This window comes from Promicromonospora sp. Marseille-Q5078, assembly GCF_050315395.1.
Classification (GTDB): Bacteria; Actinomycetota; Actinomycetes; order Actinomycetales; family Cellulomonadaceae; genus Isoptericola.
Window position 1 is genome coordinate 2,223,825 of the sequence record NZ_JBNPQG010000001.1, and the last position, 22,167, is coordinate 2,245,991.

16 protein-coding genes are annotated in these 22,167 nt (G+C 71.5%); 14 read left to right on the plus strand and 2 right to left on the minus strand.

The features are described from left to right. Nucleotides 1–211 precede the first annotated feature (211 nt). The gene (rpsA, locus tag ACQFYA_RS10265) at nucleotides 212–1,720 is read left to right on the plus strand and encodes a 30S ribosomal protein S1 (RefSeq protein ID WP_499123701.1); all 1,509 of its coding nucleotides are present in this window, start codon (nucleotides 212–214) and stop codon (nucleotides 1,718–1,720) included. Between the two features lie 195 nt (nucleotides 1,721–1,915). Here rpsA and ACQFYA_RS10270 read toward each other — a convergent pair whose 3' ends face one another. Beyond that, the gene (locus tag ACQFYA_RS10270) at nucleotides 1,916–3,799 is read right to left on the minus strand and encodes an ABC transporter ATP-binding protein (RefSeq protein WP_499123703.1); all 1,884 of its coding nucleotides are present in this window, start codon (nucleotides 3,797–3,799) and stop codon (nucleotides 1,916–1,918) included. Between the two features lie 78 nt (nucleotides 3,800–3,877). Between ACQFYA_RS10270 and coaE the strand changes: the two genes are divergently transcribed. From coaE to ACQFYA_RS10290, 4 genes are all read left to right on the plus strand, one after another. Next, nucleotides 3,878–4,513 carry a dephospho-CoA kinase gene (coaE, locus tag ACQFYA_RS10275; RefSeq protein WP_499123705.1) on the plus strand — a complete coding sequence of 212 codons (636 nt, stop codon included), beginning with the start codon at nucleotides 3,878–3,880 and terminating at the stop codon, nucleotides 4,511–4,513. A 72-nt stretch (nucleotides 4,514–4,585) separates the two neighbouring features. Then, nucleotides 4,586–6,700, plus strand: coding sequence for an excinuclease ABC subunit UvrB (uvrB, locus tag ACQFYA_RS10280; RefSeq protein WP_499123707.1), 2,115 nt, complete (start codon nucleotides 4,586–4,588; stop codon nucleotides 6,698–6,700). A gap of 254 nt (nucleotides 6,701–6,954) precedes the next feature. Beyond that, the gene (locus tag ACQFYA_RS10285) at nucleotides 6,955–7,968 is read left to right on the plus strand and encodes a TerC family protein (protein WP_499123709.1); all 1,014 of its coding nucleotides are present in this window, start codon (nucleotides 6,955–6,957) and stop codon (nucleotides 7,966–7,968) included. Then, nucleotides 7,965–9,017, plus strand: coding sequence for a TerC family protein (locus ACQFYA_RS10290; RefSeq protein ID WP_499123712.1), 1,053 nt, complete (start codon nucleotides 7,965–7,967; stop codon nucleotides 9,015–9,017). The genes ACQFYA_RS10285 and ACQFYA_RS10290 overlap by 4 nt, the downstream gene beginning before the upstream one ends. 135 nt (nucleotides 9,018–9,152) lie before the next feature. On the opposite strand, the gene ACQFYA_RS10295 is transcribed toward ACQFYA_RS10290, so the two are convergent. Beyond that, nucleotides 9,153–9,449 carry a YciI family protein gene (locus tag ACQFYA_RS10295; RefSeq protein WP_499123714.1) on the minus strand — a complete coding sequence of 99 codons (297 nt, stop codon included), beginning with the start codon at nucleotides 9,447–9,449 and terminating at the stop codon, nucleotides 9,153–9,155. Nucleotides 9,450–9,601: 152 nt separating this feature from the next. On the opposite strand from ACQFYA_RS10295, the gene uvrA reads away from it, so the two are divergent. The 9 genes from uvrA to whiA all read left to right on the plus strand — a co-directional run bounded on the left by uvrA (nucleotide 9,602) and on the right by whiA (nucleotide 22,078). Then, the gene (gene uvrA / locus ACQFYA_RS10300; RefSeq protein WP_499123716.1) at nucleotides 9,602–12,667 is read left to right on the plus strand and encodes an excinuclease ABC subunit UvrA; all 3,066 of its coding nucleotides are present in this window, start codon (nucleotides 9,602–9,604) and stop codon (nucleotides 12,665–12,667) included. A gap of 17 nt (nucleotides 12,668–12,684) precedes the next feature. Then, nucleotides 12,685–13,191, plus strand: coding sequence for an OsmC family protein (locus ACQFYA_RS10305; RefSeq protein ID WP_499123718.1), 507 nt, complete (start codon nucleotides 12,685–12,687; stop codon nucleotides 13,189–13,191). 384 nt (nucleotides 13,192–13,575) lie between these two features. Continuing rightward, nucleotides 13,576–15,021: an N-acetylglucosamine/diacetylchitobiose ABC transporter substrate-binding protein gene (gene ngcE, locus ACQFYA_RS10310; protein ID WP_499123720.1), complete on the plus strand. Its 1,446-nt coding sequence runs from the start codon at nucleotides 13,576–13,578 to the stop codon at nucleotides 15,019–15,021. Beyond that, on the plus strand, nucleotides 15,018–16,034 hold the full coding sequence (locus ACQFYA_RS10315; protein ID WP_499123721.1) for a carbohydrate ABC transporter permease: 1,017 nt from the start codon (nucleotides 15,018–15,020) through the stop codon (nucleotides 16,032–16,034). The genes ngcE and ACQFYA_RS10315 overlap by 4 nt, the downstream gene beginning before the upstream one ends. Beyond that, complete coding sequence (locus tag ACQFYA_RS10320; protein WP_499123723.1) at nucleotides 16,031–16,927, plus strand: carbohydrate ABC transporter permease; 897 nt, start codon at nucleotides 16,031–16,033, stop codon at nucleotides 16,925–16,927. Before ACQFYA_RS10315 ends, ACQFYA_RS10320 begins: the two co-directional genes overlap by 4 nt. 38 nt (nucleotides 16,928–16,965) lie before the next feature. Then, complete coding sequence (gene uvrC / locus ACQFYA_RS10325) at nucleotides 16,966–19,119, plus strand: excinuclease ABC subunit UvrC (RefSeq protein WP_499123724.1); 2,154 nt, start codon at nucleotides 16,966–16,968, stop codon at nucleotides 19,117–19,119. After that, entirely contained in the window at nucleotides 19,116–20,051 is a 936-nt protein-coding gene (gene rapZ, locus ACQFYA_RS10330; RefSeq protein WP_499123725.1) for an RNase adapter RapZ, read from the plus strand. The genes uvrC and rapZ overlap by 4 nt, the downstream gene beginning before the upstream one ends. Beyond that, nucleotides 20,048–21,022 (plus strand): gluconeogenesis factor YvcK family protein, encoded by a 975-nt coding sequence (locus ACQFYA_RS10335; RefSeq protein WP_499123728.1) that lies wholly within the window; start codon nucleotides 20,048–20,050, stop codon nucleotides 21,020–21,022. Before rapZ ends, ACQFYA_RS10335 begins: the two co-directional genes overlap by 4 nt. Before the next feature lie 75 nt (nucleotides 21,023–21,097). Continuing rightward, on the plus strand, nucleotides 21,098–22,078 hold the full coding sequence (gene whiA / locus ACQFYA_RS10340; protein ID WP_499123730.1) for a DNA-binding protein WhiA: 981 nt from the start codon (nucleotides 21,098–21,100) through the stop codon (nucleotides 22,076–22,078). The last annotated feature ends 89 nt before the right edge of the window (nucleotides 22,079–22,167 follow it).

A 22,167-nucleotide genomic window follows, 5' to 3' on the forward strand; every position in this document is an offset into this window, starting at 1 on the left:
CCGGTCGGGCAGGCGGCGGCATCGCCGTCGGCATGGTCGGCGCGTTGACCCAGCAGGGCGCCATCGATAGGATGTTCGGCGGTGCAGTGCGCCCGAGGACGTCCTGGGGTTCGAATCGCCGTCGTGCGGATCGATCGTCGTGGCGACGCCCGGTGCTTGTACCGCAGACCCTGTCCGCACTACGTCCTGTCCGCATCGGAGCAACTACTCAATGACCATCTCCACCACGAAGTCCGCCCCGCAGGTTGCCGTCAACGACATCGGCACCGAAGAGGACTTCCTTGCCGCCGTCGACGCCACCATCAAGTACTTCAACGATGGTGACATCGTCGAAGGCACGATCGTCAAGGTCGACCGCGACGAGGTCCTCCTCGACATCGGTTACAAGACCGAGGGCGTGATCCCCTCCCGCGAGCTGTCGATCAAGCACGACGTCGACCCCGGCGAGGTCGTCGCCGTCGGCGACGCCGTCGAGGCGCTCGTCCTCCAGAAGGAGGACAAGGAGGGTCGTCTGATCCTGTCCAAGAAGCGCGCGCAGTACGAGCGCGCCTGGGGCACGATCGAGAAGATCAAGGAGGAGGACGGCGTCGTCACCGGCACCGTCATCGAGGTCGTCAAGGGCGGCCTCATCCTCGACATCGGTCTGCGCGGCTTCCTCCCCGCCTCCCTCGTGGAGATGCGTCGCGTCCGCGACCTCGCGCCGTACGTCGGCAAGGAGATCGAGGCCAAGATCATCGAGCTCGACAAGAACCGCAACAACGTGGTCCTGTCGCGCCGTGCCTGGCTCGAGCAGACCCAGTCCGAGGTCCGCTCCACCTTCCTGCAGACCCTGCAGAAGGGCCAGGTGCGCCCGGGTGTCGTGTCCTCGATCGTCAACTTCGGTGCGTTCGTGGACCTCGGCGGCGTCGACGGTCTGGTGCACGTCTCGGAGCTGTCCTGGAAGCACATCGACCACCCGTCCGAGGTCGTCGAGGTGGGCCAGGAGGTCACCGTCGAGGTGCTCGACGTCGACTTCGACCGCGAGCGTGTCTCCCTGTCGCTGAAGGCGACGCAGGAGGACCCGTGGCAGACCTTCGCCCGCACGCACGCCATCGGCCAGGTCGTGCCCGGCAAGGTCACGAAGCTGGTGCCGTTCGGTGCGTTCGTCCGCGTGGAGGACGGCATCGAGGGTCTCGTGCACATCTCGGAGCTGGCCGTGCGCCACGTCGAGCTGCCCGAGCAGGTCGTCAGCGTCGGTGCCGAGGTCTTCGTCAAGGTCATCGACATCGACCTCGAGCGTCGCCGCATCTCGCTGTCGCTCAAGCAGGCCAACGAGAGCATGGACCCGGAGTCCGAGGACTTCGACCCCGCGCTCTACGGCATGGCTGCGGAGTACGACGAGAACGGCGAGTACAAGTACCCCGAGGGCTTCGACCCGGAGACCAACGAGTGGCTCGAGGGCTTCGAGACGCAGCGTGAGGCCTGGGAGGCGGAGTACGCCAAGGCACACACCCGCTGGGAGGCGCACCGCGAGCAGGTCCGTGCGGCCATCGCGGCGGACGCCGACGCGGCCGTGAACGACGCGGTCCCCGGCGGCGGCTCCTCGAGCAGCAGCAGCAGCTCGTCGTCGTCGTCCTCGTCCTCCTCCTACTCGTCGGCCCCGCCGGCGCAGGAGGCCGCGGGCACGCTCGCCTCGGACGAGGCGCTCGCCGCGCTTCGCGAGAAGCTCACCGGCAACTGACCCGGCCGGGTCGCGCGCGACCCACCGGTGCCCACGGCGGCCCGTCACCCCTCGGGGTGGCGGGCCGCCGTCGTGCGTGCGGGGGAGCGCGGCGGTACCGCCCCCGCCGGACCCGGCGAGGGCAGGGTCGCCGCCCCGTCTCGATGTCGCCGGAGTGGGGCGCCGGAGTGGTTGGCCGCCCGGGGGCGCGGGCTGCTACTCGGTCGCCGGGGCCCCGGTGTCGGCGAACTGCGTGGCGTAGAGCTCGGCGTACAGGCCGCCGGCGGCGAGGAGCTCGGGATGCGTGCCGACCTCGACGACGCGGCCGTCGGCCAGCACGACGATGGCGTCCGCGGCGCGGACCGTCGACAGCCGGTGGGCGATGACGAGCGACGTGCGGCCGGCCAGCGCCTGGTCGAGGGCCGCCTGCACGGCGGCCTCGGACTCGGAGTCGAGGTGCGCCGTGGCCTCGTCGAGCACCACGACGTCCGGCGCCCGGAGCAGGAGCCGGGCGATCGCGAGCCGCTGGCGCTCCCCGCCGGAGAGACGGTAGCCGCGGTCGCCGACGACGGTGTCGACCCCCTCCGGGAGCCGGGCGACGAGGTCCCAGATCCTCGCCTGCCGCAGGGCCCGTTCGAGGTCCTCGTCGGAGGCGTCGGGGCGGGCGAACCGCAGGTTGGCCGCGACGGTGTCGTGGAAGAGGTGCGCCTCCTGGGACACCACGCCGACGGTGCCGCGCAGCGACGCTGCCGTGACGTCGCGCAGGTCCGTGCCGGCGATGCGCACCGCCCCCGACGTCGGGTCGTACATGCGCGACACGAGCTGCGACACGGTGGTCTTCCCAGCGCCCGACGGCCCCACGAGCGCGACCATGGCGCCCGCAGGCACGCTGAAGGAGACGTCGTGCAGGGTGTCGTCCGTGGGGTCCGAACGTAGGGCCGCGACGGACTCGAGCGAGGCGAGCGAGATCTCCTCGGCGGTCGGGTAGCGGAACGTGACCCGGTCCAGCTCCACGGACGCGCCGCGGCCCGCCACGGCCTCGCGCAGGTCGACGGCGCCCGGCTTCTCGGCGATGGCCGGCTCGAGGTCGAGCACCTCGAGCACCCGCTCGAAGCTCACCAGCGCGGTCATGACGTCCACCTGCACGTTCGACATGGCGGACAGCGGGCCGTACAGGCGCCCGAGGTAGGCGGTGAGCGCCACGACGGTGCCCACCGTGAGCTCGCCGGCGATCGCCTGCAGCCCGCCGAGCCCGTAGACCAGGGCGATGGCGACGGAGGCCAGCGTCGTGAGACCCACGCGGAACCAGGTGCCGAGCAGCGCGGTGCGCACCCCCAGGTCGCGGAGGCTGCGCACCTGGTCCGCGTACCGCGCGCTCTCCAGGTCGGGGTCGCCGAACACCTTCACGAGGTGCGCGCCCGCGACGTTGAAGCGTTCGTTCATCATTTGACCGGCGTCGGCGTTCAGGTCGTAGCCGGTGCGCGCCAGCGTCGCGAGCCGGCGCCCGAACCAGCGCGCGGGGAACACGAACGCGGGCAGGAGGACCAGGGAGACGAGCGTGAGCTGCCAGGACATGACGAACATGGCGGCGAGGGTGAAGGCGATCGTCAGGCCGTTGGACACCACGGTCTGCAGGGTGGAGGTGAACGCCTGCTGCGCGCCGAGGACGTCGCCGTTGAGGCGCTGCACCAGGGCACCGGTGCGCGCCCGCGCGAAGAACGCGAGCGGCATCCGCTGCACGTGGTCGAAGACCGCCGTGCGCAGGTCCAGGATGAGCCCCTCGCCGACCCGCGACGACAGCCAGCGCTCGGCCACCGCCAGAGCCGCGGAGGCGAGCGCGATCGCGACGGCCGCCGCGGCCATCGAGAGGACCAGGGAACGGTCGCCGTGCGCGATGCCGTCGTCGATGAGCCGCCGGAACAGCAGCGGGGTCACGGCGCCGGCGCCCGCGCTGAGCACGAGGAGCGCCACGAAGCCGGTGAGCTGCGCCCGGTACGGCCGGGCGAAAGCGAGGATCCGCCTGAGCGTCGAGCCCGACAGGCGTCGGTCCTTGACCGACGAGTCCTTCAGGTACGAGCGCATCATGCCGCCGCCCGCCATGCCACCTCCCCCTCGCGCTGCGGCCGGGTGCCGTGGGCGCTCATGGCGGGAAGCCTACGCCGGGGGCAGGATGGGCCCATGCTCCGTATCGGCCTCACGGGCGGCATCGCCGCCGGCAAGTCCGTCGTCGCGCGCCGCCTCGCCGAGCTGGGCGCCGTCGTGGTGGACCACGACGTCCTGGCCCGGGAGGTGGTGGCTCCCGGCACGGTCGGGCTCGAGGAGGTCGTCGAGGCCTTCGGCGAGGGCGTGCTCGCGGCCGACGGGTCGCTCGACCGCCCGGCGCTCGGGCGGGTGGTCTTCGACGCCCCGGACGCACGGGCGCGCCTGGAGGGGATCCTGCACCCGGAGATCCGGCGGGTCGCCGCGGAGCGCGAGGCCCTCGCGGGGGCGGCCGACGACCGGGCCGTCGTCGTGCACGACATCCCGCTCCTGGTCGAGACCGGGCAGGCCGACCACTTCCACCTGCTCGTCGTGGTGCACGCCCCGGCCGAGCAGCGGGTGGCCAGGCTGGTCGAGGGCCGCGGGCTGGACGAGGCCGCGGCGCGCGCCCGCGTCGGGGCGCAGGCCACCGACGAGGAGCGGGCCGCCGTCGCGGACGTGACCCTGGACGGCACGGGCTCCGAGGGCGGGCTCCGGGAGCAGGTCGACGCGTTGTGGCAGCGCCTGCGGAGCGAGGTCGAGCAGGAGTCCGACGCCGAGGCGTCGCAGACCTGAGCCGCGCTCTGGACGGCGCCATGGACCGGCTCGGCCGGCCGGGTGTCGGCGGCGCGCCGTACCGTGGTGGGCATGCGACCTGTGACCGACCTGCAGCGTGCGGTGGCCCCCTTCGAGGTGGTGTCCGAGTACGTGCCCGCGGGTGACCAGCCGACCGCGATCGCGGACCTCGCCGCCCGCGTGCAGGCGGGGGAGAAGGACGTGGTGCTGCTCGGCGCCACCGGTACCGGCAAGAGCGCGACGACGGCGTGGCTGATCGAGAAGCTGCAACGGCCGACGCTCGTCATGGCGCCGAACAAGACGCTCGCCGCCCAGCTCGCCACCGAGTTCCGGGAGCTGCTGCCGAACAACGCCGTCGAGTACTTCGTCTCGTACTACGACTACTACCAGCCCGAGGCGTACATCGCGCAGACGGACACCTACATCGAGAAGGACTCGTCGATCAACGACGAGGTGGAGCGGCTGCGGCACTCGGCGACGTCGTCGCTGCTCACGCGGCGCGACACGATCGTCGTCGCCTCCGTGTCGTGCATCTACGGCCTCGGCACGCCGCAGGAGTACGTCGACCGGATGGTCCGGCTCGACGTCGGCGACCTGGTGGACCGCGACGACATGCTGCGGCGCTTCGTGCAGATGCAGTACAGCCGGAACGACACGGCGTTCACGCGCGGCACGTTCCGAGTGCGCGGTGACACGGTCGAGATCATCCCGGTGTACGAGGAGCTCGCCGTGCGCATCGAGATGTTCGGCGACGAGATCGAGTCGATCCAGACGCTGCACCCGCTCACGGGCGAGGTGATCCGGTCCGAGCAGAGCGTCTACCTGTTCCCGGCCACGCACTACGTCGCGGGTCCGGAGCGCATGGAGCGGGCGATCGGCGGGATCGAGGCGGAGCTGGCGGACCGGCTCGCGGAGCTCGAGCAGCAGAACAAGCTGCTCGAGGCGCAGCGGCTGCGCATGCGCACCACCTACGACATCGAGATGATGCGCCAGATCGGCACGTGCAGCGGCATCGAGAACTACTCGCGGCACATCGACGGGCGCGAGCAGGGCTCGCCCCCGAACACGCTGCTCGACTACTTCCCCGAGGACTTCCTGCTCGTCATCGACGAGTCGCACCAGACCGTGCCGCAGATCGGCGCGATGTTCGAGGGCGACATGTCCCGCAAGCGGTCGCTGGTCGAGCACGGCTTCCGGCTGCCGAGCGCGATGGACAACCGGCCGCTGCGCTGGGAGGAGTTCGTCGAGCGGATCGGACAGACGGTGTATCTGTCCGCCACCCCGGGCGACTACGAGCTGTCGATGTCCGACGGCGTGGTGGAGCAGGTCATCCGCCCCACCGGCCTCGTGGACCCCGAGGTCGTCGTCAAGCCCACCACCGGGCAGATCGACGACCTGCTGCACGAGATCCGCGAGCGCGTCGACCGCGACGAGCGCGTCCTCGTCACGACGCTCACCAAGAAGATGGCCGAGGACCTCACCGACTACTTCCTCGAGAAGGACGTGCGGGTGCGGTACCTGCACTCGGAGGTCGACACCCTGCGGCGTGTCGAGCTGCTGCGGGAGCTGCGGCTCGGGGAGTACGACGTCCTGGTCGGCATCAACCTCCTGCGCGAGGGCCTCGACCTGCCCGAGGTGTCCCTGGTCGCGATCCTGGACGCGGACAAGGAGGGCTTCCTGCGCTCCGAGCGGTCGCTCATCCAGACCATCGGTCGCGCGGCGCGCAACGTCACGGGCCAGGTGCACATGTATGCCGACAAGATCACGCCGGCCATGCGGTACGCGCTGGACGAGACCGACCGGCGGCGCGCCAAGCAGGTCGCCTACAACACCGAGCACGGCGTCGACCCGCAGCCGCTGCGCAAGAAGATCGCCGACGTGACGGACATGCTGGCCCGCGAGGACATCGACACGCAGGAGCTGCTCTCGGGCGGGTACCGCAAGGCGCCGGCGTCCGGGCAGGGCCGCGGTCGTGCGCCCGTGCCGGGCTCGCCAAAGGAGGGCGCGGTCTCGGGGAACCGGCTGGCCGGCGCCGCCGCGGGCGAGCTCGCCGAGCTCATCCAGGAGCTGAGCGACCAGATGCATGCCGCCGCGGCCGAGCTGCAGTTCGAGGTCGCGGCGCGGCTGCGCGACGAGATCGGCGGCCTGAAGAAGGAGCTGCGGCAGATGCAGGCGGCCACGGCCTGAGGCGGCGGGCCCCCGGTCCCGCGCGTCGTCGCGCCGCCCTGATCAGCGGTTCCGCGTCCTGGCGCGCGCGGAGGCCCGGGCCAGGGTCTCATGTAGGGTATGCGGGTTGGAGGGGAGTACCCCGCCCACGATGAGGTCGTCATCACGTCCGGCACCGTTGTCGGTCCGGCCTCGTCGGCCCGGACGCCAGGCCATCGGCCGGTCCGGGTGGGGAAGACCTCCGGTGCTCAGTGCTACGTACCGGAGGTTTGCCCGTGATCGTGCCCGTGTGGGTCTGGATCGTCACCGTCGCCGTCATCCTGGCGATGCTCGCCGTCGACTACCTCGGCCATGTGCGGACACCGCACGCCCCGACGCTGCGCGAGTCGGCCACCTGGTCGCTGGCGTACGTCGCCGTGGCGGTCGTGTTCGGCGTGATCGTGTGGATCGTGTGGGGCGGGACGTACGGCGGCGAGTACTTCGCCGGATACATCACCGAGAAGTCGTTGAGCGTCGACAACCTCTTCGTGTTCGTCCTCATCATGACGAGCTTCCGGGTGCCACGGGAGTACCAGCAGCGCGTGCTGCTCATCGGCATCACGATCGCGCTCGTGCTGCGCACCGTCTTCATCATCGCCGGTGCCGCGATCATCGCGAACTTCGCGTGGGTGTTCTACATCTTCGGCGCGTTCCTCATCTGGACGGCGATCGCCCAGGCCCGCTCGGGCACCGGCCACGACGACGAGTGGAGCGAGAACGGCGTGCTGCGGCTGACGCGCCGCCTGTTCCCCACGACCGACTCCTACGTCGGCGACAAGATGACGACGAAGATCGACGGCAAGCGGTACATCACGCCGATGCTCATCGTCATGGTCGCGATCGGCAGCGCCGACCTGCTGTTCGCGGTCGACTCGATCCCCGCGATCTTCGGGCTCACCCAGGAGACCTACCTGGTGTTCGCGGCGAACGCGTTCTCGCTGCTGGGCCTGCGCCAGCTCTACTTCCTCGTGGACGGCCTGCTGGACCGGCTCGTCTACCTCAACTACGGGCTCGCGGCGATCCTCGGCTTCATCGGCATCAAGCTGGTCATCCACGCCCTGCACACCAACGAGCTGCCGTTCATCAACGGCGGGGAGCACATCGAGGCCATCCCCGAGATCTCGACCACCCTGTCGCTCGCGTTCATCGTGGTGGTGCTCGCCGTCACGACGATCGCCTCCCTGGCCCGTGACCGGCGCGACCGCCGCGTCGGCGCCGGCGCGACCTCGTCCTCCGAAGGAGATGCATGATCCACGAGCTGCCGTTCTGGTTCGAGGCGGCGTCGCTCGCGGCGCTGATCCTGCTGCTGGCCGTCGACCTCGTGATCGTCGGCCGCCGGCCGCACGTGCCCAGCATGAAGGAGAGCGGCATCTGGGTCGCCTTCTACGTGGGCCTGGCCCTCGTGTTCGGCCTGGTCATGCTCGCGGTCGGGGGCACGGCGCCCGCCGGCGAGTTCTACGCGGGCTGGCTCACCGAGTACTCGCTGAGCGTCGACAACCTGTTCGTCTTCGTCATCATCATGTCGCGCTTCGCGGTGCCCAAGCAGCACCAGCAGATGGTGCTGATGGTGGGCATCATCATCGCGCTCGTGCTGCGCGGCGCGTTCATCCTGGCGGGCGCGGCCATCCTCGAGCAGTTCGTGTGGGTGTTCTACCTGTTCGGTGCCTTCCTCATCTACACCGCGGTCAAGCTGGTCGCGGGGGACGACGAGGACGAGTACAAGGAGAACGTAGCGATCCGGATGCTGCGGCGAGTGCTGCCGCTGAGCGAGAAGTACGACGGCGCCAAGGTGCGCACGGTCGTGGACGGCAAGCGGCTGTTCACCCCGATGCTCGTCGTCTTCGTCGCGATCGGGTCGACCGACCTGCTGTTCGCGCTCGACTCGATCCCCGCGATCTTCGGGCTGACGAAGGACCCGTTCATCGTCTTCACCGCGAACATCTTCGCCCTGATGGGCCTGCGCCAGCTCTACTTCCTCCTGGGCGGCCTCCTGGAGCGCCTCGTGTACCTGCCGATCGCGCTCGCGGTCATCCTCGGGTTCATCGGGGTCAAGCTCATCCTCGAGGCGCTGCACACCAACGAGCTGCCGTTCATCAACGGCGGCGAGCACGTCGCGTGGGCGCCGGAGATCCCGATCTGGGCGTCGCTGACGGTGATCCTCGGCTCGATCGCCGTCGCCACGGTCGCGAGCCTCGCCAAGACGCGCCGGACGGCCGCGGTGGCGGCGGCGGAGGACGCCGCGACGTCGGGCGGGGCGACGGAGGCGGACGCGACGCGCGAGGACGCGACCGGTCACTGACCGCACCCGTGCCGGCCGCGGGGCGACACCGGCACGACCACGGCACGACCACGGCGCGACGAGGGCCCGGACGGCGCACCGTCCGGGCCCTCGTCGTGTGCGTCGCCGGTGGCGCCGTGGCCCGGCCGCGCGACGTCAGGCGGCGAAGCCGCCGATGACGGGGACGAACTCGCGCGCCGCGCGGTGCGCGACCAGGCCCTCCCGGCGCATCGGGTCGGCGCCGAGCAGCTCGAGGGCGGCCGTGGCGTCCTCGGCCTCGACGAGGAGGAGCGCGCCCCCGGGCTCGCCGTCCGGGGTGGCGGGCAGCGGGCCGGACACGCGCAGCTCGCCCCGCGCGTGGAGGTCGCGCAGGAACTCGCGGTGCTCGGGCCGGACCTCGGCGAGGCGGTCGGGGTCGGTGACGTAGACGTACGTGACGGCGAAGACGGACATGGCGGTATCCAAGCACCCGGACGCCCCGCGGGCGGGGAGCGTCCGGCGCGCCGGCGAGAGGCCGGCGGGCGGGCCTCGGTGTGACCGGTCCCGCACCCTCGGGGGCATAGAACGCCTGTACGAGTGTCGGTGCGCCGACGTAGGATGCCCGGGTGAGCAACCGCCTCGTCATCTCCGGCGCCCGCGAGCACAACCTCCGTAACGTCGAGCTCGACCTCCCGCGTGACGAGCTGATCGTCTTCACCGGTCTGTCCGGCTCGGGCAAGTCCTCGCTGGCGTTCGACACGATCTTCGCCGAGGGTCAGCGCCGCTACGTGGAGTCGCTCTCCGCGTACGCCCGCCAGTTCCTGGGGCAGATGGACAAGCCCGACGTCGACTTCATCGAGGGCCTGTCGCCCGCCGTGTCGATCGACCAGAAGTCGACCAACCGCAACCCGCGGTCGACCGTCGGCACGATCACGGAGGTCTACGACTACCTGCGCCTGCTGTTCGCGCGCGCGGGGACGCAGCACTGCCCGGTGTGCGGGGAGCCGGTGCGCTCGCAGACGCCGCAGCAGATCGTGGACAAGCTGCTGGAGCTCCCGGAAGGCACCCGCTACCAGGTGCTCGCGCCGGTCGTGCGCGGCCGCAAGGGCGAGTACGCGGACCTGTTCGCCGAGCTCCAGACGCAGGGCTTCGCCCGGGCGCGGGTGGACGGCGAGGTCGTGCAGCTGACCAGCCCGCCCACGCTGGAGAAGAAGCTCAAGCACGACATCGAGGTCGTGGTGGACCGGCTCGTCTCGCGCGACGGCGTGCAGCGGCGCCTCACCGACTCCGTCGAGACCGCCCTGCGCCTCGCCGGCGGCCTCGTCATGGTCGAGCTCGTCGACGCCGACATCGACGACCTGGGCCGGGTGCGCAAGTTCTCCGAGAAGCGCGCGTGCCCCAACGACCACCCGCTCGCCCTCGACGAGATCGAGCCGCGGACGTTCTCCTTCAACGCCCCGTACGGCGCGTGCCCGGAGTGCACGGGCATCGGCTTCCGGCTGGAGGTCGACGCCGACCTCGTCGTGCCGGACGAGGAGAAGACGCTGCGCGAGGGCGCCGTCGTGCCGTGGGCGCTGACGTCCTCGGAGTACTTCGAGCGCGTGCTCACCGCCCTCGCGGAGGAGATGAGCTTCTCCATGGACGTGCCGTGGCGCGCGCTGCCGCAGCGTGCCCGCGACGCGATCCTGTACGGCCGCAACCATCAGGTGCACGTGCGCTACAAGAACCGGTGGGGCCGTGAGCGGCAGTACTCGACCGGGTTCGAGGGCGCGGTGACGTTCCTGGAGCGCCGCCACCGGGAGACCGAGTCCGACTGGTCGAAGGAGAAGTACGAGGCCTACATGCGCGAGGTCCCGTGCCCGGTCTGCTCCGGCGCGCGCCTCAAGCCGGAGGTCCTCGCGGTCACGGTCGGCGGGAAGTCGATCTGGGACGTGTGCCGCCTGCCGATCGACGAGGCGAAGCACTTCCTCGACGGCCTCGAGCTGGGCGAGCGCGAGCGTGCCATCGCGGTCGAGGTGCTCAAGGAGATCCACGCGCGGCTCGGCTTCCTCGTCGACGTCGGCCTGCACTACCTGTCGCTCGAGCGCCCTGCGGGCACCCTGTCGGGCGGCGAGGCGCAGCGCATCCGGCTCGCGACGCAGATCGGCTCCGGCCTGGTGGGCGTGCTCTACGTGCTCGACGAGCCGTCGATCGGCCTGCACCAGCGCGACAACCGTCGCCTGATCGAGACGCTCACGCGGCTGCGGGACCTCGGCAACACCCTGATCGTCGTCGAGCACGACGAGGACACCATCCGCGCGGCGGACTGGATCGTCGACGTCGGCCCCGGCGCGGGCGAGCACGGCGGGCGCGTCGTGCACTCGGGCGACTACGCCGGCCTGCTGGAGGCCGAGGGGTCGATGACGGGCGCCTACCTCTCCGGGCGCCGGAGCATCGCCCTGCCGGCCCAGCGACGTGCGACGGAGCCGGGCCGTGAGGTGACGGTCGTCGGGGCGCGCGAGAACAACCTGCGGGGGATCGACGTCTCCTTCCCGCTCGGCGTGCTCACCGCGGTCACGGGGGTCTCGGGCTCGGGCAAGTCGACGCTGGTGAACTCGATCCTGCACACCGTGCTCGCGAACGAGCTCAACGGGGCACGGCAGGTGGCCGGCCGGCATACCCGCGTCACGGGCATGGACCAGCTCGACAAGGTGGTGCACGTCGACCAGGGGCCGATCGGGCGCACGCCGCGCTCGAACCCGGCCACGTACACCGGCGTCTGGGACCGGATCCGCAAGATCTTCGCCGAGACCGAGGAGGCGAAGGTCCGCGGCTACGGGCCCGGCCGCTTCTCGTTCAACGTCAAGGGCGGGCGCTGCGAGGCGTGCGCGGGCGACGGCACGCTCAAGATCGAGATGAACTTCCTCCCGGACGTGTACGTGCCGTGCGAGGTGTGCCACGGCGCGCGGTACAACCGCGAGACGCTCGAGGTGCACTTCAAGGGCAAGACGGTCGCGGACGTGCTGGACATGCCGATCGAGGAGGCCGCGGAGTTCTTCGCCGCGTTCCCGGCAATCTCGCGCTACCTCACCACCCTGTCCGAGGTGGGGCTGGGGTACGTGCGCCTCGGGCAGCCGGCGCCGACCCTGTCGGGCGGCGAGGCGCAGCGCGTGAAGCTGGCGAGCGAGCTGCAGAAGCGCTCGACGGGGCGGACCATCTACGTGCTGGACGAGCCGACCACCGGCCTGCACTTCGAGGACATCCGCAAGCTCCTCGGCGTCCTGCAGTCCCTGGTCGAGAAGGGCAACACCGTGCTCGTGATCGAGCACAACCTCGACGTCATCAAGAGCGCCGACTGGGTCGTCGACATGGGCCCCGAGGGCGGCTCCGGCGGCGGCACGGTCGTGGCGGAGGGGACGCCGGAGGACGTCGCGCGGGTCGACGCGAGCCACACGGGCCGCTTCCTGGCGCCGATCTTCGACGAGCACCCCGCCGTGCCGACGGCGGCCCGACCGCGGGCACGCAGCGCCGCCGCGACGTCGGCGTCGTCCGCGCCCAGGACACGTGGATCGGCGAAGGGGACCGCGTCGAAGGGCACCGCGTCGAAGAGCGCGAAGGGCACGGCGTCGAAGGGCACGTCGAAGGAAGGCTCGACCGGGAAGGCCGAGCGCAAGCCGGCGACGAAGCGGTCCGGAAAGCGCAGCGCCGCCTGACGCCCTAGCGTGTGGCCATGGGTGCGCACCACAACTACGCCGTCACCGTCGCCTGGCCCGACCCGGACACGGGCGGCGGTGGTGCCGCGGGGACGACGTCGTACACGTCGTACTCGCGGGACCACCAGGTGCGCCTGACCGGCAAGCCGCCGCTGCCCGGCAGCGCCGACCCCGCCTTCCGGGGGGACCCGACCCGGTACAACCCGGAGGAGCTGTTCGTCGTCAGCCTCGCGCAGTGCCACATGCTGTGGTTCCTGCATCTCGCGGCGGAGCGCGGGCTCGTGGTGCGGGAGTACGTCGACGACACGACGGGCACGATGCGGGTGGAGTCCCGCGGCGAGGGCCAGTTCACCGACGTCACCCTGCGGCCCCGGGTCACGGTGGACCCGGGGGAGCACGCGACGGACGACGCCGTGGCCGAGCTGCACCACCGCGCGCACGCGCTGTGCTTCATCTCGAGGTCGGTGAACTTCTCGGTGCTGATCGAGCCGGCCCCGGTGCGGTTGTCGACGCCCGCCCTCTGACCGTGCTGTTGCCGGGAGGGTGAAGGTCGGTACCAGTCCGGTTACAGGTGCGCGTCACATATTGACGTGCGGTCCACCGGTGAATACTTTCCATCCATCCCTCCAAGGATGGGAGAAAGTTCCGTGAGCGATGTGGACGTCTGGACCCTGTGCGGCCACGCTCACGCGATCCCACCCTCGGGGGTGTCACGCACCCCGTACCGCGGCCGACCCGGCCACGGCTCGGGGCGCCGCCACGGCCTCGGGAGCAACGACGCTCCCGGGGGACGGTCCGCTGCCGCGCGAGACGAGGAGGTCTGGCGAAGGGTCCACGGCGCGGGACACGGCGTCACCGGCTGACGGGTCGCTGACCGGCGCACCCTGACACGAAGGGCACCAACGACGATGACCAGGAACATCACCTCCCACTCCAGCAGCTCCGCCCCCGACCCCTCCCGCCGGACCGTCCTCCGGGCCGTGATGTACACGGCCGCGGCGGTCCCCTTCGGCCTTCCGCTCGCCGCGTGCGCCACCGGCGGCGGCGGCGAGACGGGCGCGACGAGCGCGGCGCCCACGGGCGACGCGGACCCGAAGAACCCGTTCGGCATGGCCGAGAACACCACCGTGGACGCCGTGATCTTCGACGGCGGCTACGGCGTCGACTACGTCGAGTTCGCGGGCGAGGTCTTCGCGGGCCTGCACGCGGGCTCCACGGTGAAGGTCTCGCCCTCCACGCAGATCGCCACCGAGCTTCAGCCCCGGTTCGTGGGCGGCAACCCGCCGGACCTCATCGACAACTCCGGCGCCCAGTCGATCGGCTTCAACACCATCCTGGACCAGCTCGAGGACCTCACGGACGTCATCGACGCCCCGAACGTCGAGGGCACGACCATTCGCGACACCCTCTACGAGGGCGTGCTCGCACCAGGCACCTACGGGGACAAGTTCGCCGCCCTCAACTACGTGCTCACCGTCTACGGCGTCTGGTACTCGGGGTCGCTCTTCGAGGACAACGGCTGGCAGCCGCCCGCCACCTGGGAGGAGGCGAAGGCCCTCGGCGCCGAGGCGAAGAAGGCCGGCAAGTACCTCTTCTTGTGGGGCACCGAGGCCGCGACCTACTACCAGACCCTGGCGATCGAGTCGGCGATCAAGGAGGGCGGGGACGAGGTGCGCCTCGCGCTCGAGAACCTCGAGCCCGGCTCGTGGTCGAACGACGCCGTGCAGGCGACCTTCGCGATCATGAAGGAGATCATCGACCTCGGGTACTTCAAGCCCGGCGGCTCGGGCACGCAGTTCACCGCCGCCCAGGCGCAGTGGAGCAACAAGATGGAGGCGCTGCTCTACCCGTCGGGGTCGTGGATCGAGAACGAGATGAAGGACCAGACCGCGCCGGACTTCCAGATGATGGGCGTCCCCAGCTTCTCGGTCACGTCGGGCGCCCAGATGGCACCCACCGCGCTCCACTCGACGGCCGGCGAGCCCTTCATCGTCCCGACGGACGCGAAGAGCGTGGCGGGCGGCAAGGAGCTGCTGCGGGTCATGCTCTCGAAGGAGTCCGCGACGAACTTCTCCAAGACGAAGCTCGCCCCCACGATCGTCAAGGACATCGTCCCCGCCGACGGGTTCGGGTCGACGGCGCTCGTGTCCCAGACGGACATGCTCAGCGCCGCCGGGAGCGACATCTACACCTTCAACTTCGTCAACACCTACGGCATGAACCAGGAGCAGCTGCCGATCTGGAACTCGTTCCTGGACGGCAAGAAGTCGGTCGCCGACCTGACGAAGGAGCTGCAGGCGATCAGCGACCGTATCCGCGAGGACGACACGATCGACAAGATCGAGGTGTCATGACGGCCATCCCGGGACGGGCGCTGCCCGCTTCGGAGGGGACGCTTGCGGGGCCCGGCGACGGGCCCCGCAAGCGGCGGGTCGGCAAGGCGTCCTTCGACAGCGTCAGCTTCTTCGTGGTGTTCCTCGGCCTGCCGCTGGCGCTCTTCCTGATCTTCGTGATCTGGCCGTTCGTCCAGGCCGCGTTCTACGCGATGACCGACTGGTCCGGCTTCTCGGCGGAGTTCAACTTCGTCGGGCTCGACAACTTCGTGGCCCTGCTGACCGACCCGCGCTTCGTCAACGCGGTCGGCAACAGCGTGATGTTCGGTATCTTCATCCCGCTCATCACCATCGGGATCGCGCTGACGTTCGCGATCCTCATCACCGTCGGCGGCTCGGCGAAGGGCCAGATCCGGGGGGTCCGCGGCTCCGGGTTCTACCGCGTGGTCTCCCTGTTCCCCTACGTGATCCCGGCGATCGCCGTCGGCATCATGTGGCGCCTGATCCTCGACCCGAGCAACGGCCTCGTCAACGGGGTGCTGACGGCCCTGGGGCTCGACCGCTTCCAGTCCTTCGCGTGGCTGGGCAACGTGAGCACGGCGATGCCGGTCACGATGCTCGTCGTGGTGTGGGGCTTCGTGGGCTTCTACATGCTCCTGTTCATCGCGGCGATCAAGGGCGTGCCGGCCGAGATCTACGAGGCGGCACGGATCGACGGCGCGGGGCGGATGCGCACGTCGTGGTCGATCACGCTCCCGCTGATCCGGGACAACGTGCAGACGGCATACATCTACCTCGGGATCACCGCGCTCGACCTGTTCGTGTACGTGCAGGCGCTCAACCCGCAGGGCGGGCCCGACAACAGCACGCTGGTGATGTCCCAGCAGCTCTTCCGGACCGCCTTCACGGAGGGCAAGTTCGGCTACGCGAGCGCCATGGGCGTGGCGATGGCGATCGTCACACTGGTCTTCGCCGCGCTGGTCTTCACCGTGAACCGACTGACCGGGGGCAAGGGCGAGGGAGGGCGACGATGACCACCGTGACGAAGACGCCGGCGGCGGCGGGGAGCGCGGGCGACGCGCGCGACGCGCGGCGCGGCCGGGGCGACCGCACGGTGGCGGGGATGTCCCACACCGTCCTCGGGATCTGGTGCGTGCTGGTGATCGCGCCGATGGTGTGGGTGGTCATCGGCTCGTTCAAGACCAGCTCGGAGATCTTCGGGTCGCCGTTCTCGCTGCCCGCCGAGTGGAGCTGGACGAACTACAGCACGGCGTGGACCGACGCCGAGATCGGCCGGGCGTTCGCCAACACGATCATCGTGGTGGGGAGCGCGCTGGTGCTGGTCATGCTGCTCGGGTCGATGTGCGCGTACGTCCTCGCGCGCTTCGAGTTCCGGGGGAGACGGGCGATCTACTACCTGATGCTCGCCGGGCTGACCTTCCCGGTGTTCCTCGCGATCGTCCCGCTGTTCTTCGTGCTGGACAACATCGGCCTGCTCGGGTCCCTGCCGGGGCTGATCGTCACGTACGTGGCGTTCGCCCTGCCGTTCACGGTGTTCTTCCTGTACGCCTTCTTCCGCGGGCTGCCGGACGACATCGCGGAGGCCGCCGCGATCGACGGCGCCGGGAACTGGCGCACGTTCTTCCAGGTCATGCTCCCGATGGCGACACCGGGCATGGCGTCGGTGGCGATCTTCAACTTCCTCGGCCTGTGGAACCAGTTCATCCTGCCCGTCGCCCTGAACCCCAACTCGGAGAACTGGGTGCTCTCCCAGCGGCTGGCGGCGTTCGTGTCGTCCGCGGGCTACGCGGTCGACTTCGGCGCGATGTTCGCCGCCGTGGTGATCACGATCGTCCCGGTGCTCATCGCCTACCTGATCTTCCAGCGGCAGCTCCAGGGCTCGGTGTCGGCAGGCACGATGAAGTAGCCGTCGGAGGCGTCGGTGGCCTGACCTAGGCTGACGGCATGGCCGACCCAGCGACCTACCGCCCGAAGCCGGGGGAGATCCCCACGTCGCCCGGCGTCTACCGGTTCCGCGACGTGCACGGCCGCGTCATCTACGTGGGCAAGGCGAAGAACCTCCGGGCGCGGCTGTCGAGCTACTTCCAGGACGTCGCGCACCTGCACCACCGCACGCAGACGATGGTCACGACCGCGGCGTCGGTCGAGTGGACGGTGGTGGGCACCGAGGTCGAGGCCCTGGCGCTGGAGTACTCGTGGATCAAGGAGTACGACCCGCGCTTCAACGTGAAGTACCGCGACGACAAGTCGTACCCGTACCTCGCGGTGACGATGGCGGAGGAGGTGCCGCGCGCCCAGGTGATGCGCGGCGCCAAGCGCCCGGGCACGCGGTACTTCGGGCCGTACGGGCACGCGTGGGCGATCCGCGAGACGCTCGACCTGCTGCTGCGCGTCTTCCCGGTCCGCACCTGCTCCGCCGGCGTCTACCGGCGGGCGCAGCAGACCGGCCGGCCGTGCCTGCTGGGGTACATCGACAAGTGCTCGGCGCCGTGCGTCGGTCGCATCGGCGTGGACGACCACAAGCAGCTGGCGCAGGACTTCTGCGACTTCATGGCGGGGGACACCCAGCGCTTCGAGCGGCGGCTCACCGCGCGCATGAACGAGGCCGCCGCGTCGATGGAGTACGAGCAGGCGGCCCGGCTGCGCGACGACATCCAGGCGCTGCGCCGCGCCACCGAGAAGAACGCGGTGGTGCTGCCGGACGCGACCGACGCCGACGTCTTCGCCCTGGCGGGGGACGAGCTCGAGGCCGCGGTGCAGGTGTTCCACGTGCGCGGCGGCCGCATCCGCGGGCAGCGCGGCTGGATCGTGGAGAAGGTCGAGGACGTCACCGACGCGGAGCTGGTCGAGCACCTGCTGCAGCAGGTCTACGGCGCGGTGGAGGACGCGCGGGCCGCCGCCGACGAGGTGGTGGAGGACGCCCACGTGCGGGCCGAGGCCCGGCGGGAGGCGCGCTCCGCCCTCCCGCGGGAGGTCCTGGTGCCCGTGCTCCCGCCGGACCCGGAGCAGATGACGGCGTGGCTCACGGGGCTGCGGGGCGCCCGCGTGGAGCTGCGGGTGCCGCAGCGCGGGGACAAGCGCGACCTGGCGGGCACCGTGAAGGCCAACGCGGAGCACGCCCTGAACCTGCACCGCACGCGGCGCGCGGGGGACCTCACCACCCGCAGCCAGGCGCTGCGCGAGATCCAGGAGGCGCTCGGGCTGGAGTCCGCGCCGCTGCGGATCGAGTGCTACGACATCTCGCACACCCAGGGCACGTACCAGTCCGCGTCGATGGTCGTCTTCGAGGACGGGCTGGCGCGCAAGAGCGAGTACCGCACGTTCTCGGTGCGGGGGCCCGAGGGCGACGGGGCGCGGGACGACACCGCCGCCATGCACGAGGTGATCACGCGACGGTTCCGCCGCTACCTGTCGGACCGGCTGGCGGCGGGCGACGTGGAGCTCGACGACGGCGACGAGCGGGAGCCGGGCGGCGACGTCCGGGGGGTCGCCCGCCCGCGGTCGGGCGAGGTCTCCGCCGAGGAGCCGGGGGAGCGCAAGCGGTTCGCGTACCCGCCCAACCTCGTGGTCGTCGACGGCGGCCCGCCCCAGGTCGCGGCGGCCCAGCGCGCCCTTGACGAGCTCGGCGTCACCGACGTCGCCCTGTGCGGCCTGGCGAAGCGGCTCGAGGAGGTCTGGCTGCCCGGCGAGGACTACCCGGTGATCCTGCAGCGCTCGTCGGAGGGCCTGTACCTGCTCCAGCGCGTGCGGGACGAGGCGCACCGGTTCGCCATCACCCAGCACCGCAGGCGGCGCAGCAAGGGCATGACCGCGTCGGCTCTCGACGACGTGCCGGGGCTCGGGCCCGCGCGGCGCAAGGCCCTCCTGGCCACGTTCGGCTCCGTGAAGCGGCTGCGCGCGGCGAGCGTCGACGAGATCGCCGCGGTGCGCGGCATGGGGCGGCGGACCGCCGAGGCGGTCGTCGCGGCGCTCGGCGGGGACGCGGGCGCCGGGTCGGCCGAGGACGGCCGTGCGGCCCCCGTCGGGGCGTCCGCGGACGACGGGAGCCGCGCGCCGGGCGGCCAGGACGGGTCGGGCGCTGGCATGCTGGGCGCATGAGCGAGCCGTCGCCCACCACCGTCCCGCAGGGCATCCCCGAGATCGAGGCCACGACGCACGCGCCGGAGCAGTCGGAGCCGGAGGTGCTGATCATCACCGGCATGTCCGGAGCTGGCCGGTCGCGTGCCGCCGGCGTGCTGGAGGACCTCGACTGGTTCGTGGTCGACAACCTCCCGCCGCTGATGATGGTGCCCCTCGTGGACCTCATGACCCGCTCCGGGTCCTCGGTGGAGCGCCTCGCCGTGGTCGTGGACGTGCGCGGGCGGGAGTACTTCGCCGAGCTCACCCGGGCGCTGCAGCACCTGCGCGACGCCGGGGTGAACTACCGGATCCTGTTCCTGAACGCGCGGGACGAGACGCTGGTGCGCCGGTACGAGAGCGTGCGGCGCCCGCACCCGCTGCAGGGCGAGGGTCGCATCCTGGACGGCATCGGCGAGGAGCGTCGCCGGCTCGCCTCGATCGAGGAGCGTGCCGACGTGGTCATCGACACGTCGGAGCTGTCCGTGCACGACCTGGCGCGGGAGGTGCGCGCGGCCGTCGCGGACGGCGCTCCCGAGGCGCTGCGCGTGAACGTCCTGGCGTTCGGGTTCAAGTACGGCATCCCGCTGGACGCCGACCACGTGGTGGACGTGCGCTTCCTGGCGAACCCGTACTGGATCACCGAGCTGCGGCACCTCACGGGCCGCGACGCGCCCGTGCGGGAGTACGTGCTGGACCGCCCCGGCGCGCGCGAGTTCGTGGACCGGTACGTGGCGGCGCTCGAGCCCGTGCTCGCGGGCTACCTGGCCGAGGAGAAGCGGTACGTGACGATCGCCGTCGGGTGCACGGGGGGCAAGCACCGCTCTGTCGCGATCGCGGGGGAGATCGCCCAGCGGCTGCGCGACGCCGGCCAGCGGGTCACCCTCACGGCGCGCGACCTGGGGAAGGAGTGACGACGCCGGCCACGAGCCTCGGCGCGCCCGCGGTGGCGGCGCTGGGCGGCGGTCACGGGCTGTTCGCGAGCCTGTCCGCGCTGCGGCTGATGTCGGACCGGCTCACCGCCGTCGTCACCGTCGCCGACGACGGCGGCTCGTCGGGACGGCTCCGCGACGAGCTGGACGTGCTGCCGCCCGGCGACCTGCGCATGGCGCTCGCGGCCCTGTGCGACGACTCGGAGTGGGGCCGCACCTGGAGCGATCTCCTGCAGCACCGGTTCGTGTCCGGCGGCAGCCTGGACAAGCACGCGATGGGCAACCTCATGATCGTCGCGCTGTGGGAGCTGCTGGGCGACACCGTGAGCGGCCTGGACTGGGTGGGTCGCCTCCTCGGGGCGCGCGGGCGCGTGCTGCCGATGGCGTCCGTCCCGCTCGTCGTGGAGGCGGACGTCCGCCGCGATCACGGTGGCGGGACGTCGATCGAGACCGTCGTCGGGCAGAGCGAGGTCGCGCTGACCGAGGGCCGGATCGAGCAGCTCCGGCTGGTGCCCGCCGACCCGCCGGCGTGTCCCGAGGCCGTCGAGGCCGTGCGCGCGGCGGACTGGGTCGTCCTCGGGCCGGGCTCCTGGTACTCGTCGGTCCTGGTGCACCTCATGGTGCCCGAGCTGGCGCAGGCGCTGCACGAGACGGACGCGCGTGTGTGCGTCACGCTCAACCTCGCGGCCGAGCGGGGCGAGACGCAGGGGCTGACCGCGACCGACCACCTCGAGGCGCTGCACCGGCACGCCCCCGGGTTGACCGTGGACGCGGTGCTCGCGGACCCGTCGGCCGTGGAGGACGTGGACGGGCTCGCCGACGCCGCCAAGGCCATGGGCGCGCGGCTGCTCATGCGCCAGGTGCGGCGGGGCGACGGCACGGCCCGGCACGACCCGCTGCGCCTCGCCGCGGCGTACCGCGACGTGTTCGAGGGCGTGTACGGCGACGTCTGACCGCGGGCGCCGGGCGGCGCGGACGGGCTTGTCGCCCGCGCCGAGGGTGCTTGCCGCCCGTGGCAGGATGACGCCATGGCGCTGACGGCAGAGGTGAAGGACGAGCTCGCGCGGATCAAGGTGACGCGGACGTCGTGCCGCAAGGCCGAGGTCTCGGCGACGCTGCGGTTCTCCGGCGGACTGCACATCATCTCCGGGCGCGTGGTGATCGAGGCGGAGCTGGACGACGAGGCGGCCGCGGCACGGTTGCGGCAGTCGATCACCGAGCTGTACGGGCACACGAGCGACCTCATCGTGGTGCAGGCGGGCGGCCTGCGGAAGAACAACCGGTACGTGGTGCGCGTCGTGCGCGACGGCGAGTCCCTCGCCCGCCAGACCGGGCTGCTGGACTCCCGGGGTCGGCCCGTGCGCGGGCTGGCGCCCGAGGTCGTCTCGGCGGGCGTCGTGGAGGCGGAGGCCGTGTGGCGCGGGGCCTTCCTCGCGCACGGCTCGCTCACCGAGCCGGGCCGTTCGATGGCGCTCGAGGTGACGTGCCCCGGGCCGGAGGCGGCCCTCGCGCTGGTCGGGGCCGCCCGCCGGCTGGGGGTGCAGGCGAAGTCGCGCGAGGTGCGCGGGGTGGACCGGGTGGTGGTCCGCGACGGCGAGGCGATCGGCGAGATCCTGCGCCGGATGGGTGCCGTCCGCACGCGCGAGGTGTGGGAGGAGCGTCGCGCCCGGCGCGAGGTGCGGGGCACGGCGAACCGGCTCGCGAACTTCGACGACGCGAACCTGCGGCGCTCGGCGCGGGCCGCGGTGGCGGCGGGCGCCCGCGTGCAGCGCGCGTTCGAGATCCTGGCCGAGGACGTGCCCGAGCATCTGCGGCAGGCGGGGGAGCTGCGCCTGGCGCACAAGGAGGCGTCGCTCGAGGAGCTGGGCCAGCTCGCCGACCCTCCGCTGTCCAAGGACGCCGTCGCCGGGCGGATCAGGCGGCTGCTGTCGACGGCCGACAAGCGCGCGCTCGAGGTCGGGATCCCGGACACCGAGGCGGGCCTGAGCCCGGACCTGCTGGACCTCTGACGGCTCGTCGGAGAGGGTCCGGCGGCCCGCGGTCCATATGGTCAGACCACATGTCTCACGGGGCCGCACAGGGTCGGCGGCACCGCCGG

What these genes read in the sequence shown, in the direction of transcription:
- ACQFYA_RS10315 (WP_499123721.1), top strand. Translation starts at nt 15,018, where the DNA reads ATGACGGCCATCCCGGGACGGGCGCTGCCCGCTTCGGAGGGGACGCTT.
- whiA (WP_499123730.1), top strand. Translation starts at nt 21,098, where the DNA reads ATGGCGCTGACGGCAGAGGTGAAGGACGAGCTCGCGCGGATCAAGGTG.
- uvrC (WP_499123724.1), top strand. Translation starts at nt 16,966, where the DNA reads ATGGCCGACCCAGCGACCTACCGCCCGAAGCCGGGGGAGATCCCCACG.
- ACQFYA_RS10295 (WP_499123714.1), bottom strand. Translation starts at nt 9,449, where the DNA reads ATGTCCGTCTTCGCCGTCACGTACGTCTACGTCACCGACCCCGACCGC.
- ACQFYA_RS10320 (WP_499123723.1), top strand. Translation starts at nt 16,031, where the DNA reads ATGACCACCGTGACGAAGACGCCGGCGGCGGCGGGGAGCGCGGGCGAC.
- rpsA (WP_499123701.1), top strand. Translation starts at nt 212, where the DNA reads ATGACCATCTCCACCACGAAGTCCGCCCCGCAGGTTGCCGTCAACGAC.
- ACQFYA_RS10270 (WP_499123703.1), bottom strand. Translation starts at nt 3,799, where the DNA reads ATGGCGGGCGGCGGCATGATGCGCTCGTACCTGAAGGACTCGTCGGTC.
- coaE (WP_499123705.1), top strand. Translation starts at nt 3,878, where the DNA reads ATGCTCCGTATCGGCCTCACGGGCGGCATCGCCGCCGGCAAGTCCGTC.
- uvrB (WP_499123707.1), top strand. Translation starts at nt 4,586, where the DNA reads ATGCGACCTGTGACCGACCTGCAGCGTGCGGTGGCCCCCTTCGAGGTG.
- ngcE (WP_499123720.1), top strand. Translation starts at nt 13,576, where the DNA reads ATGACCAGGAACATCACCTCCCACTCCAGCAGCTCCGCCCCCGACCCC.
- ACQFYA_RS10290 (WP_499123712.1), top strand. Translation starts at nt 7,965, where the DNA reads ATGATCCACGAGCTGCCGTTCTGGTTCGAGGCGGCGTCGCTCGCGGCG.
- ACQFYA_RS10305 (WP_499123718.1), top strand. Translation starts at nt 12,685, where the DNA reads ATGGGTGCGCACCACAACTACGCCGTCACCGTCGCCTGGCCCGACCCG.
- rapZ (WP_499123725.1), top strand. Translation starts at nt 19,116, where the DNA reads ATGAGCGAGCCGTCGCCCACCACCGTCCCGCAGGGCATCCCCGAGATC.